Genomic DNA, 14636 nt, shown 5'->3' on the forward strand with positions numbered 1-14636 from the left:
TCGGCAAAATTTCAGTGAGCTGAAGACTTTGTGATGAAGTTGTCAGGTGTGTATTTCGCTTGTGCTCATCAGACAACAACTTGGCAGACGCATGAGTCCGCTCGATATAGTTGTTGGAGCAGTGAAGTGGTCCGACGCGACCCGTTTGCCGATCAACCAGGCAATTTTTGGAGTGCAGCAATGCGGCGCTGAGAACAGCGCCGCATCGCTACAACATAACATTTACTTCATTAAAATTCCGACCAGTTGGTGCGTTGGTCAGCTGTCTCAGGTACCTGGGCGCGCGCCTTGGGTGCGCGGGGAATGGTGGCAACGGCTCTGGTGGACGTCGATTGGGTGATGGGTTTGCGCGCGGCGTTTACCGAAGGCCGGGAAGAGATGGCACGCATGGCGGTCGGTGACGCATGGCTGTGGCTGTCGTCGGTCTTGAACACTGCCACCGCGTCGGTCAACCCAACCGCCTGTTCTTCCAGCGCGCGTGCGGCGGCGGTGGCTTCTTCCACCAGGGCCGCATTTTGCTGGGTGGTCTCGTCCATCTGGGTGACGGTCTGGTTGACCTGCTCGATGCCGGAGGACTGTTCCTGCGACGCGGCGGAGATTTCGCCCATGATGTCGGTGACCCGCTGCACGCTGGCCACGATCTCGCCCATGGTCTTGCCGGCGCTGTGCACCAACACCGAGCCGTCGGCCACGCGCTGCACGGATTCGTCGATCAAGCCCTTGATCTCCTTGGCGGCACCGGAAGAGCGCTGCGCGAGCGTACGCACCTCGGAGGCGACCACTGCAAAACCGCGACCCTGCTCGCCGGCACGCGCCGCTTCCACTGCCGCGTTCAAGGCCAGGATGTTGGTCTGGAAGGCAATCCCGTCGATGACGCTGATGATGTCGGCAATCTTCTTGGACGAGGCTTCGATGCCGCTCATGGTGTCCACGACCTTGCTGACGATCTCCCCGCCTTGCGAAGCGACACCGGCGGCGCCGATGGCCAGCTGGTTGGCCTGGCGGGCGCTTTCGGCATTCTGCTTGACGGTGGAGGTGAGCTCTTCCATCGAGGCAGCGGTTTCCTCCAGGTTGGCGGCCTGTTGCTCGGTGCGCTGGGACAGGTCCTGGTTGCCGGCGGCGATTTCGCTGGCAGCGCCCTTGATCGAGATGGCAGAGTGCTTGATGCCGGTGACGATCTGCGCCAGCTGGGTGGCGGTGGCATTGGCGTCGTCGCGCATCTGCGCGAACACGCCGCGGAACTCGCCACTCATGCGGGCGGTGAGGTCGCCGGCGGCGATGGCTTGCAGCAGGCTGGACAGCGATTGCAGGTTGCCGTCGGCGGTGGCCATCAAGGTGTTGAGGCTATCGACCATCACCCGGAAGTCGTACTGGAAGCGTGCGGCGTCACCACGGGCGCTGAAGTCACCGTTGGCGGCCGCCTGCGCCAGTTGCTTGATCTCGGTATTCATCGCCGAGAGGTTGGCCTTGACCTGCATCATGGTGTCGGTCAGCGCGGCCTTATCGCCGGGCAGCTTGTCCATGTCTTCGCTGAGGTCGCCGATCGCATAGCGTCCCATGATTTGCGACAGGCGTATCATCACCGCGATGTGCGAATCCACCAGGTTATTGGTGTCATTGGCCATGCGGCCGTACTGGCCGGGGAATGCGTCGGCGTCGATCCGGAAGCTGATCTGTCCTTCGTCATGACGACGGGCCATGTCGGTCTGCGCAGCCAGCAGATTGCGCAATTGCGATTGCATCCGGTGCATGGAGGTGAGCAAACGGCCGGTTTCATCGTTGAACGGCGTCTGGACATCGTTGTCCAATGTGCCGCCGGCAATCGATTCGGCCGCGCGCGTGGCGCGGTTCAACGGCTGGGTAAGGCTACGGGTAATCAATAGCCCCAGCACGGCGCTCAGCAGAATCACCGCCGCCGTGCCGGCAATCAGCAACTTGCGCGAGTCGGCCATCGAGTCCAGGGCGATAGCGGATGCCTGCGATGCCGCCTTGTCCTGTAGCGTGATGTTTTCGGAGATCTTGTCCTGCCAGCGTTGCATGGCTGGAGCTGCCTTGGTGAGCAACAGGGTCAAGGCATCATCGCTGTGGTTGCTCATCACCAAGTCGATGATCTTGTCGTTCAGTGGCTTGGCCTCGGCACCACGCACATCGATTTCTGCGCGCAGTGCCTTACCTTGCGGCAAGGCCGACATGGCATACAGGGTCTCGCGCGCCTTGTTGTAGTCGGTCTGTGCAGAATTGATGCGTGCGATGAACTGAAGGTTTTGCTCATCGGTCGTGGGGAGTACGACATTGCGTAGCTGCATGGCGATGATGAAATTGGCGTTCATCATGTCGTTGGACAGACGAATCTTCACCATGTTCTGGTGCACGATGTCGTCGACCAGGGTTTGCGCCGAGCGCAGTCCGCGGTAGCCGATCATTGCAATCAGGCCGGACAGCACGATCAGCACTGTGAACGCCGCCGCAAGGCGCGGGCCCACGTTGAAGCGTTGGAGTAAGGCAGTCATGGCAGGATCCTGGGAGGCGGGCTGGTGATGGGAAGATGCAATGGCAGCAATCGCGCCGCGCATCTCGTCCACCCTGATTTCGGCCGCTGATGCCACTTATTAACGTCAAGGCATAATAAAAAATGTAAATCAGGTCACTTTCGTGAAGTGATCGTGATTGAAATGCAAGTGCTCATGGATAGACGGCTAGATGATTGCAGCGAGCCCGTCCATCCAACCTGAGGCTGGGTGATCGATGGTCACTTGCCTGCCCGGTGCCGGCTCCGCTTTGCCCAACGCTCAAAACAAACGAGCCGCGCTCCGGGCGCGGCTCGTTCGTGCGTCATGACTGGCCGCTGTTCTAGAACTCCGACCAGTCCGATTCGTTGGACGCCACGGAGGCCACCCGGGCGCGCGGTAACGGTTTGCTGGCGGCTGTGGGCGCGGCGGTCGTTGCCGGCTTCTGGGCGATGCGCGCCTTCGCTGGCGTGCTGCGTGTGACTGCTCCCAGCTCGGCCGAGAGGCGGAACAAGGCGACCGCTTCGGTCAGTTGCTGGGCCTGTTGTTCCATCGAACGGGCGGCAGCGGTGGCTTCTTCCACCAGCGCGGCGTTCTGCTGGGTGGCCTCGTCCATCTGGGTCACGGTGAGGTTGACCTGCTCGATGCCGGCCGACTGTTCCTGCGACGCCGCGGAGATCTCGCTCATGATGTCGGTGACGCGCTGCACCGAGGACACGATCTCGCTCATGGTGCTGCCGGCCTGATCCACCAGCGCCGAGCCCTGCGCCACCTTGCTCACCGAATCGTCGATGAGGTGCTTGATCTCCTTGGCCGCACCGGCCGAACGCTGTGCGAGCGTGCGCACCTCGGAGGCAACCACGGCGAAACCGCGGCCCTGCTCGCCGGCACGCGCCGCTTCCACCGCCGCGTTCAAGGCCAGGATGTTGGTCTGGAACGCGATACCATCGATGACGGAGATGATCTCGGCGATCTTCTTCGAGGAGGCCTGGATGCCGGACATGGTGTCCACTACCTGGCTGACCACGTGCCCACCCTGCGAGGCGACGCTGGCTGCGCCGATCGCCAGCTGGTTGGCCTGGCGTGCACTTTCGGCATTCTGCTTGACGGTGGAGGTGAGCTCTTCCATCGAGGCGGCGGTTTCTTCCAGGTTGGCGGCCTGCTGTTCGGTGCGCTGCGACAGATCGTTGTTGCCGGCGGCGATTTCGCTGGCCGACCCGGTGATGGAGGTGGCCGTCTGCTGGATGCGTCCGACGATGCCGGCCAGCTGCGTGGCGGTGGTGTTGGCATCGTCGCGCATGCGGGCGAACACGCCATGGAACTGGCCATCCATGCGCGCTGTGAGGTCGCCTTGGGCCAGCGCTGTCAGCAGTTCGGAGAGCTTACCCAGGTTGCGGTCGCTCACTTCCATCATCGCGTTGAGGTCGCCGATCATGCGCGCCGAATCGTGTTTGAAGCGCGTGGCATCGCCGCGCTGGCTGAAGTCGCCGTTGGCAGCGGCCTGCGCCAGGCGCTTGATCTCGGTGTTGATCGCCAGCAGGCTGGCCTTGGCCGCGTCCATGGCTTCGTGCAGCACGGCACGGGTGCCCGGAAGGCGCGCGGCATCGCGCGACAGGTCGCCCTGGGCATACTCGTTGAGCACGCCGATGGCATCGACGATGGCATCCAGGTGCTCGAAGATCATGGTGTTGATGCCGCCGGCCAGCTCGCCGTAGACACCCGGGAAATCAGTGGGCATGCGGTGGGTGACATCCTCGCCCGCATGCATGTGCACCATCGTCTTGGTCTGCGCGGAGAAGCGCTCCAGCGTGTGCACCATGTCGTCGGTGGCCTTGAGCATCTGGCCGATCTCGTCCTTGCCGTGGTCGGCGGTGCGCACGCTCAGGTCGCCCCGCGCCACGCCCTTGATCGCGGCCAGGGCACGCGCCACCGGTTCCAGGACCGAATTGCCGATCATCCAGCCGACCAGCAGATTGACCAGCACCAGCAGGCCGCCGGCCAGCGTCACCACGGCGGTGAAGGCCAGTGCCTGCGATTGGGTGTCGTCCAGGTACACGCCCGTGCCGATCACCCAGCCCCACGGCTTGTACAGCGCCGCGTAGGAGGTCTTGCTGACCGGATCCTGCTTGCCGGGCTTGGCCCAGGTGTAATCGACATAGCCACCACCGGCTTGCGCGGCGGTCACGAACGCCGGGAAGATGCGCTTGCCGTCTGGGCTGAGCACATCGTTGAGCGGTTTGCCATTCAGATCCGGGCGGGTGGGATGCATCAGCATCACCGGCGCCTGGTCGGTCACGTAGATGTAGTCCACGCCATCGCGTGCGCGCATGGTGGACAAGGTATGCAACGCGGCCTGCTTGGCGGCGGCCACGTCCACCTGGCCCTTTTCGGCGCGCTCGGCGTAGCCATTGACCACGGCGATCGCCATTTCGACCTGGCTCTTGAGGCCGTCGCGGCGGGTGTCGGTGAGATCCACGTATTGCATGCGCGCGGCCACCACCGCCAAGGCGACGATGCCCACCGCCACCAGCGCGGTCTGGACCAGGAACTTGCGCTTCAACGGCATGTTGGCGAGCGTTTTTGCGAACGAACTCTTGAACGTCATGACGAATATCCAGCGAAAGGAAGATACCGGGATAAAGCAGGTAGCGACTGGGACAGCGAAATGTTGAGTATCCTGCGGAAGTGGCCCATGCCTGCCCGGGGCAGTGCCCTGCGTCTACGGCAGGGCTGCCCTGGAAAGCGAGTGCGGCAGACTTAGTCGCGTTGCCGTGCGCTGTCGCCGGCCACCGATGCCTGCAGGTTGCGCAATTCGGTCCACAGCTGTTGGCGGGTATCGCCGTCGTGCCCCAGCGACAAGGCCTGCGCCGCGTGCAGGTCGCCGGCGTGCAGCGCGCGATCGGCCTGACGATGTTGAGCCAGGTATCTGCCGAGCTGCTGCTGCACCCGCGCGAAGCGACGGGCCTGCTCGCCCTGTGGCGCAGTGGCCTGGAAATAGCCGGCATGCCGCGCGATGCGCTGGCGCAAGCTGCCCAGGCGTTCGTCGTAGGCCTGGATGCGAACCGGGTCGTACGCGGCGGCCAGCTGTGCACGTTGTTGTTCGCGCAGTTGCACCAGATCCACGGCCAGCGATTGCAAGGCTGTCACCGGCACGCTGTCCAGCAGTACGGACACCGGCGCTGCCGGTGCGGCGAAGGACGGTGGCAGGGAGGCGCCCGCCGCCAGCAGGGCGACAGCGACTACGGCAACCAGCATCGGGCGGGCAGAGCGGAGGGAATTGGCGGTGTGCATGCGACTTCCTTCGACTTGGCGCGGGCTAAAGGCCCTCAGTGCCTTGTCTATCGGCCGCCCAAGCGTGTGCTTTATCACCTTTTGGACCGACGGTCGCCACGCCGGTGAACCGTTGGCCGGCAGGGTGCGCCAGGGGCTGTGGCGCCAATTGCCGTGCCGGCGCTGCAATAACTGGCAGGACAGGACGAGCGGCCAGGGCCCGGCAGCGTTGCCGGGCCCTGGTGGGACGCCGGATGCCGGCTAAGGCGAAAGGTCTGGGTAAAGGGCCAGAATGTCCTGCCGATCGCGTCTGGCGTCTGGCCGGACGGGGAAGGGCGATGCCGTCAGTTGCTTGCCACCGGCAATCGCTTCCACGTCATCGCGCACCGATGGCGTGGAAGCGTGCACCGCGGCATGGCTGCCGCGGCCTGCCGCACTACGCGGCCTGTGGCACCTTCAACGAGCGCACCAGCCCGCCGATGTCCACGATCAGCGACACACGGCCATCACCGAGGATGGTGGCGCCGGAGACGCCGGGGATGCGGCGGTAGTTGTTCTCGATGTTCTTGACCACCACCTGCTGCTGGCCAAGCAGTTCGTCCACTTCCAGTGCGATCTTCTGGCCGTCGCCTTCGACGACGACCACCAACGGTTCCTGCGAGGACTGCTGCCCGCCGAAGCCGTAGTAGTTGGTCAGCGACAGGATCGGCAGGTATTCGCCGCGCACCCGCAGCACGCGGCCGTCGCCAGCCATCGAGCGGATGTCTTCGGCAGCCGGTTGCAGTGCTTCGAGCACGTAGGCCAGTGGCAGGATCAGGGTTTCGCCGGCCACCGAGACGGTCATGCCGTCGAGGATGGCCAGGGTCAGCGGCAGGCGGATCAATACGCGGGTTCCGCTACCCGCATTGCTTTCCAGCTGCACTTCGCCACCCAGGCCCTGGATGTTGCGGCGAACCACGTCCATGCCTACGCCACGACCGGACAGGTCGGTGACGGCATCGGCGGTGGAGAAGCCCGGCGCGAAGATCAGGTCCCAGACCTGCGAGTCGGTCGGGTTGTCCGGCACGGCAATACCGCGTTCGGCGGCTTTTTCCAGGATCTTGGCGCGGTTGAGGCCGCGGCCGTCGTCGCTGACTTCGATCACGATGTGGCCGCCCTGGTGCGAGGCGGCCAGGGTGATGGTGCCCGTCTCGTCCTTGCCGGCGGCGCGACGCGCGTCGGGCAATTCCAGGCCGTGGTCGATGGAGTTGCGCACCAGGTGCACGAGCGGATCGGCGATCTTTTCGATCAGGCCCTTGTCCAGTTCAGTACCTTCGCCAATGGTGCGCAGGCGCACCTGCTTGCCGAGGCGGCCGGACAGGTCGCGCACCAGGCGCGGGAAGCGGCGGAACACCGCATCCACCGGCAACATGCGCACGCCGATGACCGCTTCCTGCAGGTCGCGGGTGTTGCGTTCGAGCAGGTCCAGGCCGGCGAACAGTTGTTCGGCATGTGCCGGGTCCAGGCCGGTGGAGACTTGCTTGAGCATGGCCTGGGTGATGACCAGTTCGCCGACCAGGTTGATGAGCGCATCGACCTTGTCCACGCTGACGCGGATGGAGCTTTCGGCTTCGGCGGCAGCGGCCTTGGCAGGCGCGGCGGCAGCTTCGACCACGGCCACCGGCGCAGCGGCAATCGCCGCCGGGGCGCTGGTGGCGTTCTGGTCCACGGCCAGGCTCGGCGGCGGGCCGGGCACTGGCATCGGGCGGATGTCCAGTTCGCAGTCGTCCACGACCCAGGCGAAGGTGTCTTCGATCTTGCTGCGCGGAATCTTGCCGATCAGGCCCAGGTCCCACGCCAGGTAGGCTTCCAGCGGGTCGATGTTCTCGAAGCCCGGCATGCGCTCCAGGCGCGCGGCGATCTGCAGCGGGCCCAGGTGTTCCAGCTCGCGGATGATGCGCAGTGGGTCGTTGCCGCTCATGAACAGCGACGGCGCCGGGGTGAAGCCGATGTGCCAGGCTTCGGGCTCTTCTTCCTTCGGCTTGGCCGCCACGACGGCGGTGGCCGCTTCGCCGGCCAGCACGGCGTTCAGGCGGGTATGCACGGCCTTGACCGCCGCAGGGTCTGCCGGGGTGCCGTGTTCGGCTTCGCGCAGCAGGGCGCGCAGCACGTCCACCGACCCGAGCATGGCATCGACGGCATTGGGTTCGAGCTGGCGCTTGTTGGAGCGCAACTCGTCCAGCAGCGTCTCCAGCACATGGGTCAGCCCGGCGACGGCCTCGAATCCGAAGGTGGCAGCGCCGCCCTTGATGGAATGCGCGGCGCGGAACACCGAGTTGATGATTTCCGGGTCGCGGTTGCCTTCTTCAAGTGACAGCAGCCCGGCCTCCATCGCGTCGAGCCCTTCGCGGCTTTCCTCGAAGAAGGTGGCGTGGAAACGTTGCAGGTCCATGCTCATGGGCGTGACATCCGATGCTGGAGCGAGTAAGGGTTAACCCAGGACTTTCTGGACGGTGGCGATCAGCTGTTCGGGATTGAACGGCTTGACCAACCAGCCGGTGGCGCCGGCCGCCTTGCCTTCGGACTTCTTGTCGGCCGCCGATTCGGTGGTGAGCATCAGCATCGGGGTGAACTTGTAGTCCGGCAGCTGGCGCAGCTCGCGGATCAGCGAGATGCCGTCCATGTTGGGCATGTTCACGTCGGTCACCACCGCATTGAAGCGCTGGCCCTTCGCGCGGCCCAGCGCAACGGCGCCGTCTTCGGCTTCTTCGACGGCAAAGCCGGCAGAGGTGAGGGCGAAAGAGACCATCTGGCGCATCGACGCCGAATCGTCCACCACCAAGATACGTGCGCTCATGCGGCGTTCTCCACAGATTTCAGGTTGTCATTGGATGCGGGTAGCCCAAGCGCGTCGGTGACGCCCAGCAGGCGGGCCGCATCCCTAAAAGTGTCGTTACAGCCATCGAATTCGGTATGCAGGCCGGCCTGGCGGCGACTCTGCACAAAGGCGCAGAGCAACTGCACGGTGGCGGTGTGGATGCGTCGGACCTCGCCGGCATCAAGCACCAGGTCGCCGTCCTGGGTGAGGAATCCGGCAAGCTTCTGCTTGAGGTCGGCGCTGGTCTCGATGCCAAGATCCTCGCCCAATGTCACTGTGCTCATTGTTGCTCCGAACGGATGGTTCTATGCGTACTAACGGCGGGGGGCGGGAAAGCTTTAACGGTGAATCGGTCACACGCCACAGTGCGCACAGCTGGCGTCAGGTTGAACACCCCGTCAATGCAACAGATGCGTGGCATCGAGCAGGATCATCGGCTGATGGCTCAAGCGCGCGACGCCGCGGAACAGGTTGTTGGAGATGCGGCACAGCCGGGCGTTGTCCGGTGGTTCGATCTGCTGGTCGGTGAGGCTGGTGACGTCTTCCACGGCCGACACGCGCAGGCCCATGGTTTCGCCGTTCTCTTCCAGCACCACCACGCGCGTCTGCAGGTCCATGTCCACCGGCGATGCGCCCAGGTGGATGCCCAGGTCGATCACCGGCACCACCTGTCCACGCAGGTTCATGATGCCGAGCATGGCGCTGGATGTGCCGCGCAATGGCAGCAATGGCACCGGCAGCACCACTTCCTGCACCTTGAGCAGTTCCAGCGCATAGGTCTGTTCGCCGCAGCGCAGGCGCAGCCAGCGGGTACTGCGTTCGCTGGCACGGCGCTCGGCATGGATCCTGTCGGCCTGGCCGGGAGCCAGCAGTGCCTGCAGGCCGGTCGGTGCGATCGGCGCCGGCGCGGCGCGTGCCGGTGCCTGGGGCGCGCGTGGCGGCAGCGCGGCGGGTGCCGGTGCAGGTGCGGGCGCGGTGTCCAGGCCAAAGGCCGGATCGGAATCCATTTCGGCCAGCAGATCGGCGGCCATCATGTCCGCACTCGGGACAGCACTGCCGAAGGCCGGGTCCGAATCCATCTCGGCCAGCAGGTCGGCGGCGATCTGTTCGGGCGTGGGCGCTGCGGCCACCGGCGCACCGAAGGCCGGGTCCGAATCCATCTCGGCCAGCAGATCGGCGGCGATCTGCTCGGGCGTGGGCGCTGCGGCTACCGGCGCACCGAAGGTGGGGTCGGCATGCATCTCGGCCAGCAGGTCGGCGGCGATGACCTCGGGCGAGGCGGTCGCGACCACCGGCGGTTCGGCCAGCGCAACGTCGCTCGCGTCGCTGGCCGCCTGCAGGGCGGGCGGCTGCGCTGCTGCGGCCGCGATGGCAGGTGTTTCCACGCCGACATCGTGCAGCAGGCCCTCCAGGTAGTCGTCCAGCTCGCCATTGGCGGTGTGGTTGCTCATGCGGCTTGCTCCATACGCATCGCGTCATCGGCCAGCACCCATTCCAGCGCGCGGCGATAGGCGGACAGGCCGCGGCCCTGGTAGTCGCCGCCGGTGGCGGGAACGGTCAGGGCGGCGGCATTGCAGATTCGGGTATCCACCGGCACCGCGTCTTCCCACACCACTGCACCGTAGGTGGCCTGCATTTCCTTCAATGTGTCGGTGCCGGCGCGGGTGCGGCGATCGAACAGCGTGGGCAGGATCGACACCGGCAACGCGCGGCGACGCGACCGCTGCACCATGTCGGCGGTGCGCACCATGCTGGCCAGGCCATGCAGCGCGAGCGGTTCGGCCTGGGTCGGCACCACCGCGCGGTCGCAGGCGGCCAGCGCGTTGATCATCAGCAGGCCCAGGGTAGGGGGGCAGTCGAGCAGGATGTAGTCGTGCTGGCCGGCGTGGCGGGTCAGCGCGTTCTGCAACGCCAGGCCCAGGCCGGGCTGGTTGGCGCTACGGCGTTCCAGTGTGGCCAGGGCGGCCTGTGCGCAGACATACGACAGGCCGGGGATGGTGCTTTCGTGCGCCAGGCCGGCCAGGTCGCTCGGCGGGGTGCCGAACAGGTCCAGCACCCCGCGCGGCGGCGGGTCGGACGGCACGCCAAACGCGCGGGTGAGCGAGGAATGCGGATCGAGGTCGATCAACAACACCCTGTGGCCGAGCGCGGCCAGGCCGCGACCCAGCGCCAGCGTGGTGGTGGTCTTGCCGACGCCGCCCTTTTGGTTGGCGATTGCCCAGATACGCATCTCATTGCACTCCTTCAATTACGGCGGGAACGGAACTTGTGCCGCTTTCGGTGGTGACGGCCGTCTGGCCGCCGTCAGGCTTGGCAGGCTTCGGCGCCCCGGCGGCGGTCGCGTGCAACTGCGATGGCGGATCGGGTGCGAGTGAGCCAGCCGAGTCAGCGAGGATGATCAACACCACACGCCGGTTCGCATTCCGTCCCGCCTCAGTGCCGTTATCGGCACGTGCGCGGAATTCTCCATAGCCCACCATCGCCAATCGTTGCGGCGCAATGCCGTCGTCGGCGAACAGGTGCACCACGCTGGCCGCGCGCGCGGCCGACAGCTCCCAATTGGACGGGAACTGCACGGTGGCAATCGGCTGGTTGTCGGTATAGCCCTCCACGCGCACCCCGTTGGGTGCATCGCGCAGCACCGTAGCCAGCGTGGACAGGGTGTTGCGGGCGCCACCGGCCAGGGTGGCCGAGCCGGTACCGAACAGGATGTCGCTGTTGATCTCCACCTCGATCCACAGATCGTTGCGGCGGATGGTGATGAGGCGTTTTTCGATCAGCGGCGACAGCGTCTTGCTCAACTGCTGCGCCACCGCATCCATCTGGCGCTGCGCGCGGGCCAGTTGCGCCTGGTTGCGCAACGACACCGGCATGCGCATCTGCGCGGCCATCGACGGCAGCGAGGTGGTGTCGGTTGGCCCGGTGGTGGCCGTCATCGGCGCACCGGCCTTGATGACCGAGGGACGGTCATGGTCGGCGCCCAGGGTCTGGGTCTTGCCGATCTGGACCGGGCTCGCCTGGTTCGACGAACCACCGAAGGCGCTGGTCAGCGCCTGCGCCATCACCTTGTACTTGCCCTCGTTGAGCGAGGAAATGGCGTACATCACCACGAAGAACGCCAGCAGCAGCGTCATCAGATCGGCGTACGGAATCGCCCACGCTTCGTGGTTGCCATGTTCTTCGTGATGCTTGCGACGACGGGCCATAAGCGGGCTAATGCAAGTAGCCTGCCAATTTCGACTCGATGTTGCGCGGGTTCTCGCCCTGGGCGATGGCGATCAACCCTTCGATGGCCATTTCGCGCTCGTTGGTGCTGCAATGGATCACGCTTTTGAGCTTGGCGGCCACCGGCAGGAACAGCAGGTTGGCCGAGGCAATGCCGTAGATGGTGGCGGTGAAGGCCGCCGCGATGCCGTGGCCGAGCATGGCCGGGTCGGCCAGGTTCTTCATCACCGCCATCAGCCCCAGCACCGCGCCGATGATGCCCAGCGTGGGGGCGTAGATGCCCATGCCCTCGAACACCTTGGCCGCGGCCAGATCCTGGCGCTCCTGGTTGTCCATTTCGATTTCCAGCATGTGCCGCATGGCCTCCGGCTCCACGCCATCGACCAGCATCTGCAAGCCCTTGCGCAGGAATGGGTCGTCCAGGCGCGGCAACTGGTCCTCCAGGCCCAGCAGGCCCTGGCGGCGCGCGGTATTGCTCCATTCCACGATACGCGCCAGCAGCTGCGGGCGGTCGCTGGCCGGCGGCTGGATCACCCAGCGCAGGATCTTGAAGGCGCGCCGGAAAACCGTCGGCGAGGTATGCAGCAGGATCGCCGCCACCGTGCCAACGATGACGATCACGAAGGCAGCCGGCGACCACAGCGACGAAATACCGGCGCCCTTCAACACGCTGCCGCCGACGATTGCCACGATCGCCAGCACCAGTCCGATGATGCTCAATCTGTCCATGCAGGCGGTATCGGCCCGGGCGCGGCGGACTTGATAGACGAGAGCGCCCGGCAGTGCCGGAAATCTGGCGTGGTCACAGTTCGTCGCGTGGAAAGCCCGTCTCCCCGCAAGAGAAGGGAACTGGACGGCCGCCAAGGCAGTGACAGGCCCCGCACCCTCATCGGCGCGATAAGACGCTGCTTGCGTGTCATTGGCGCGCAACCCTTGGAGCGCCCGCGCCACGAGCGCGAGCCGGCGCGCGGAGCGGGGGGAGTACAGATCACCCTTGCGCCATTACGCAGTGCGTAATATATTCCGTCTGACGTAATGAGGGCGATCAGGATGATCCAGTCGTTTCGATGCAGGCACACACGCGCGTTGTTCGAAGGTGGGAACCCGCGTCAGTTCCACTCCATGCAGGCCGCAGCCGAGCGGAAGCTGCAGTTGCTGGATTCGGCGCAGACGCTGGAGTTCCTGCGCAGTCCGCCAGGCAACCGGCTTGAACTCCTGTCAGGCACGCGCGCCGGCCAGCACAGCATCCGCATCAACGACCAATGGCGCGTGTGCTTTGTCTGGACCGATGCCGGCCCTGAGTACGTAGAAATTGTTGATTACCACTGAGGTGTTGCCATGCGACCCACCAACAAGCTGCGCGCGATCCATCCCGGCGAGATCCTGCGCGAGGACTTCATGCTGCCGTTGCAGCTGACCATCAACGGCCTGGCGCGGGCGTTGGATGTGCCTGCCACGCGCGTCCACGGCATCGTGCACGGCGCGCGCGCGATCACTGCCGATACCGCTGCGCGCCTTGCGCGCCACTTCGGTGGCGACGCGGCATCCTGGCTTGCGCTGCAGGCCACCTACGATCTGAAGACCTTGCCCAACCGTAGTGAGATCGAGACCAACGTGCAGCCGCGTGTAGCGGCGTAGGTTGAACGGCCTGCTGCGTGCAGAGGCGGTTCTGCACTGCGCCACCAGCGCGCATGCAGCAGACGATTGCGACGACTGACTTCGCCTTCTTGTCCAATGCTGCGGGGCAAGGCCGATAGTGTCAGAGCAAGCGCTCGCCGTGGATAAGGGCATGAAGGGAGAAGGTGGGATGCGGGTTAAATATCGGAATTTCTTTCTGTGGCTACTGTTCGCTACCACTCTGATTTCCGCATTCGCTGTTTGGGCGAATTATCGAATCAACCTGCATCTCCTGGGGTCTGCTTGGTCAGCAGTCGATGAGCGTTATTACGATGAGCATTTCAATGGCTACGACTGGGCGGCTGTCCACGCGACCTACAGGAAGAGAATTCCGGTGTTCGATTTTAGTCATGCAAAGACGGTCGACCTGGTAGGAGAAATGTTGGGTTTATTGGAGGCGTCGCATCTTCAATACTTCACAGCCGAGGACATCGCGCTGAGCCTTCCAAAGAAGGAAGATCTGGTTGGGCTTCAATGGCCGGATGCGTTCGTGGGAGCCGGTATGCTGATCTCCGAGCCGCGTTCGGCCACTATGTCAGTTGTCAAAGCCATCGACCCTGGTTCGCCTCTTTATACGCGAGGGGTGCGCGCAGGCTGGCATGTCCTGCTGTCTGCCGCTGCGGCCCCGAGTCCTGGTCAGCAAAAATTAGACATTGGGGTTGCAGCAATTTCGCTGGATGGTATCTGGAGATATTTCGTTATTCCAGTTGATCTTGTTGCTACGCGCTCGACGAATCTTGAAAGACGCGATGGGCTGGTTCGTATCAATGACTTTGATCGGTCAAACTTTCGCGCTTTGGTGGAGTCGGCTTACGGCACCGGTGGAACGCCCGGTATGATTCATTGTCGGCCATTGAAGCTGACGATCACAAGTCCATTGCCCGGCAACGGGCTAAACGTGATCGAGGTGGTGAACCACTCCAGTGCGGAACGGGCGGGTGTCGAGCCTGGCGATCACCTGGTAAGTATGGGGCCGGTATCGGGACAGCCCGTCGGGACGTATGAATACCGGTGATTGTCAACATAGTTGTCCGCTATTTCATGCTGCCAACTTCATGTCATCGGGTGCTTTTCTATCGTCGTTATCCGGGTTCAGCCAC

13 protein-coding genes are annotated in these 14636 nt (G+C 64.5%); 3 read left to right on the forward strand and 10 right to left on the reverse strand.

Annotated features, from left to right (window positions below; all coding sequences use genetic code 11):
- Positions 1 to 230 precede the first annotated feature (230 nt).
- From XcuCFBP2542_RS14845 to XcuCFBP2542_RS14890, 10 genes are all read right to left on the reverse strand, one after another.
- A complete protein-coding gene (locus XcuCFBP2542_RS14845) occupies positions 231 to 2510 on the reverse strand; it encodes a methyl-accepting chemotaxis protein (protein WP_104604414.1) in 2280 nt (759 codons plus the stop codon).
- Between the two features lie 340 nt (positions 2511 to 2850).
- Complete coding sequence (locus XcuCFBP2542_RS14850; protein WP_104604416.1) at positions 2851 to 5112, reverse strand: methyl-accepting chemotaxis protein; 2262 nt, start codon at positions 5110 to 5112, stop codon at positions 2851 to 2853.
- A gap of 152 nt (positions 5113 to 5264) precedes the next feature.
- Positions 5265 to 5798 carry a hypothetical protein gene (locus XcuCFBP2542_RS14855; RefSeq protein ID WP_104604418.1) on the reverse strand — a complete coding sequence of 178 codons (534 nt, stop codon included), beginning with the start codon at positions 5796 to 5798 and terminating at the stop codon, positions 5265 to 5267.
- Between the two features lie 415 nt (positions 5799 to 6213).
- On the reverse strand, positions 6214 to 8214 hold the full coding sequence (locus tag XcuCFBP2542_RS14860) for a chemotaxis protein CheA (protein WP_104604420.1): 2001 nt from the start codon (positions 8212 to 8214) through the stop codon (positions 6214 to 6216).
- 33 nt (positions 8215 to 8247) lie between these two features.
- Positions 8248 to 8613 carry a response regulator gene (locus XcuCFBP2542_RS14865; RefSeq protein WP_002806565.1) on the reverse strand — a complete coding sequence of 122 codons (366 nt, stop codon included), beginning with the start codon at positions 8611 to 8613 and terminating at the stop codon, positions 8248 to 8250.
- Positions 8610 to 8918 (reverse strand): STAS domain-containing protein, encoded by a 309-nt coding sequence (locus XcuCFBP2542_RS14870; protein WP_104604422.1) that lies wholly within the window; start codon positions 8916 to 8918, stop codon positions 8610 to 8612. The genes XcuCFBP2542_RS14865 and XcuCFBP2542_RS14870 overlap by 4 nt, the downstream gene beginning before the upstream one ends.
- A 114-nt stretch (positions 8919 to 9032) precedes the next feature.
- Positions 9033 to 10085 (reverse strand): chemotaxis protein CheW, encoded by a 1053-nt coding sequence (locus XcuCFBP2542_RS14875; RefSeq protein WP_104604424.1) that lies wholly within the window; start codon positions 10083 to 10085, stop codon positions 9033 to 9035.
- Complete coding sequence (locus XcuCFBP2542_RS14880) at positions 10082 to 10864, reverse strand: ParA family protein (protein ID WP_104604426.1); 783 nt, start codon at positions 10862 to 10864, stop codon at positions 10082 to 10084. The genes XcuCFBP2542_RS14875 and XcuCFBP2542_RS14880 overlap by 4 nt, the downstream gene beginning before the upstream one ends.
- Before the next feature lies 1 nt (position 10865).
- Entirely contained in the window at positions 10866 to 11840 is a 975-nt protein-coding gene (motD, locus tag XcuCFBP2542_RS14885) for a flagellar motor protein MotD (RefSeq protein WP_104604428.1), read from the reverse strand.
- Positions 11841 to 11847: 7 nt separating this feature from the next.
- The gene (locus XcuCFBP2542_RS14890) at positions 11848 to 12588 is read right to left on the reverse strand and encodes a flagellar motor protein (protein ID WP_104604430.1); all 741 of its coding nucleotides are present in this window, start codon (positions 12586 to 12588) and stop codon (positions 11848 to 11850) included.
- Positions 12589 to 12909: 321 nt separating this feature from the next.
- On the opposite strand from XcuCFBP2542_RS14890, the gene XcuCFBP2542_RS14895 reads away from it, so the two are divergent.
- The 3 genes from XcuCFBP2542_RS14895 to XcuCFBP2542_RS14905 all read left to right on the forward strand — a co-directional run bounded on the left by XcuCFBP2542_RS14895 (position 12910) and on the right by XcuCFBP2542_RS14905 (position 14551).
- The gene (locus tag XcuCFBP2542_RS14895; protein WP_104604442.1) at positions 12910 to 13188 is read left to right on the forward strand and encodes a type II toxin-antitoxin system RelE/ParE family toxin; all 279 of its coding nucleotides are present in this window, start codon (positions 12910 to 12912) and stop codon (positions 13186 to 13188) included.
- A gap of 9 nt (positions 13189 to 13197) precedes the next feature.
- Complete coding sequence (locus XcuCFBP2542_RS14900) at positions 13198 to 13497, forward strand: HigA family addiction module antitoxin (protein WP_104604432.1); 300 nt, start codon at positions 13198 to 13200, stop codon at positions 13495 to 13497.
- A 151-nt stretch (positions 13498 to 13648) separates the two neighbouring features.
- Complete coding sequence (locus XcuCFBP2542_RS14905; protein WP_146090341.1) at positions 13649 to 14551, forward strand: S41 family peptidase; 903 nt, start codon at positions 13649 to 13651, stop codon at positions 14549 to 14551.
- The last annotated feature ends 85 nt before the right edge of the window (positions 14552 to 14636 follow it).

It is taken from the genome of Xanthomonas cucurbitae (genome assembly GCF_002939885.1).
Taxonomy (GTDB): Bacteria; Pseudomonadota; Gammaproteobacteria; order Xanthomonadales; family Xanthomonadaceae; genus Xanthomonas; species Xanthomonas cucurbitae.

Excerpts from the sequence above, each read along its gene's own strand:
- XcuCFBP2542_RS14845 (WP_104604414.1), bottom strand. The coding sequence starts at position 2,510 with ATGACTGCCTTACTCCAACGCTTCAACGTGGGCCCGCGCCTTGCGGCG.
- XcuCFBP2542_RS14850 (WP_104604416.1), bottom strand. The coding sequence starts at position 5,112 with ATGACGTTCAAGAGTTCGTTCGCAAAAACGCTCGCCAACATGCCGTTG.
- XcuCFBP2542_RS14855 (WP_104604418.1), bottom strand. The coding sequence starts at position 5,798 with ATGCACACCGCCAATTCCCTCCGCTCTGCCCGCCCGATGCTGGTTGCC.
- XcuCFBP2542_RS14860 (WP_104604420.1), bottom strand. The coding sequence starts at position 8,214 with ATGAGCATGGACCTGCAACGTTTCCACGCCACCTTCTTCGAGGAAAGC.
- XcuCFBP2542_RS14865 (WP_002806565.1), bottom strand. The coding sequence starts at position 8,613 with ATGAGCGCACGTATCTTGGTGGTGGACGATTCGGCGTCGATGCGCCAG.
- XcuCFBP2542_RS14870 (WP_104604422.1), bottom strand. The coding sequence starts at position 8,918 with ATGAGCACAGTGACATTGGGCGAGGATCTTGGCATCGAGACCAGCGCC.
- XcuCFBP2542_RS14875 (WP_104604424.1), bottom strand. The coding sequence starts at position 10,085 with ATGAGCAACCACACCGCCAATGGCGAGCTGGACGACTACCTGGAGGGC.
- XcuCFBP2542_RS14880 (WP_104604426.1), bottom strand. The coding sequence starts at position 10,864 with ATGCGTATCTGGGCAATCGCCAACCAAAAGGGCGGCGTCGGCAAGACC.
- motD (WP_104604428.1), bottom strand. The coding sequence starts at position 11,840 with ATGGCCCGTCGTCGCAAGCATCACGAAGAACATGGCAACCACGAAGCG.
- XcuCFBP2542_RS14890 (WP_104604430.1), bottom strand. The coding sequence starts at position 12,588 with ATGGACAGATTGAGCATCATCGGACTGGTGCTGGCGATCGTGGCAATC.
- XcuCFBP2542_RS14895 (WP_104604442.1), top strand. The coding sequence starts at position 12,910 with ATGATCCAGTCGTTTCGATGCAGGCACACACGCGCGTTGTTCGAAGGT.
- XcuCFBP2542_RS14900 (WP_104604432.1), top strand. The coding sequence starts at position 13,198 with ATGCGACCCACCAACAAGCTGCGCGCGATCCATCCCGGCGAGATCCTG.
- XcuCFBP2542_RS14905 (WP_146090341.1), top strand. The coding sequence starts at position 13,649 with ATGAAGGGAGAAGGTGGGATGCGGGTTAAATATCGGAATTTCTTTCTG.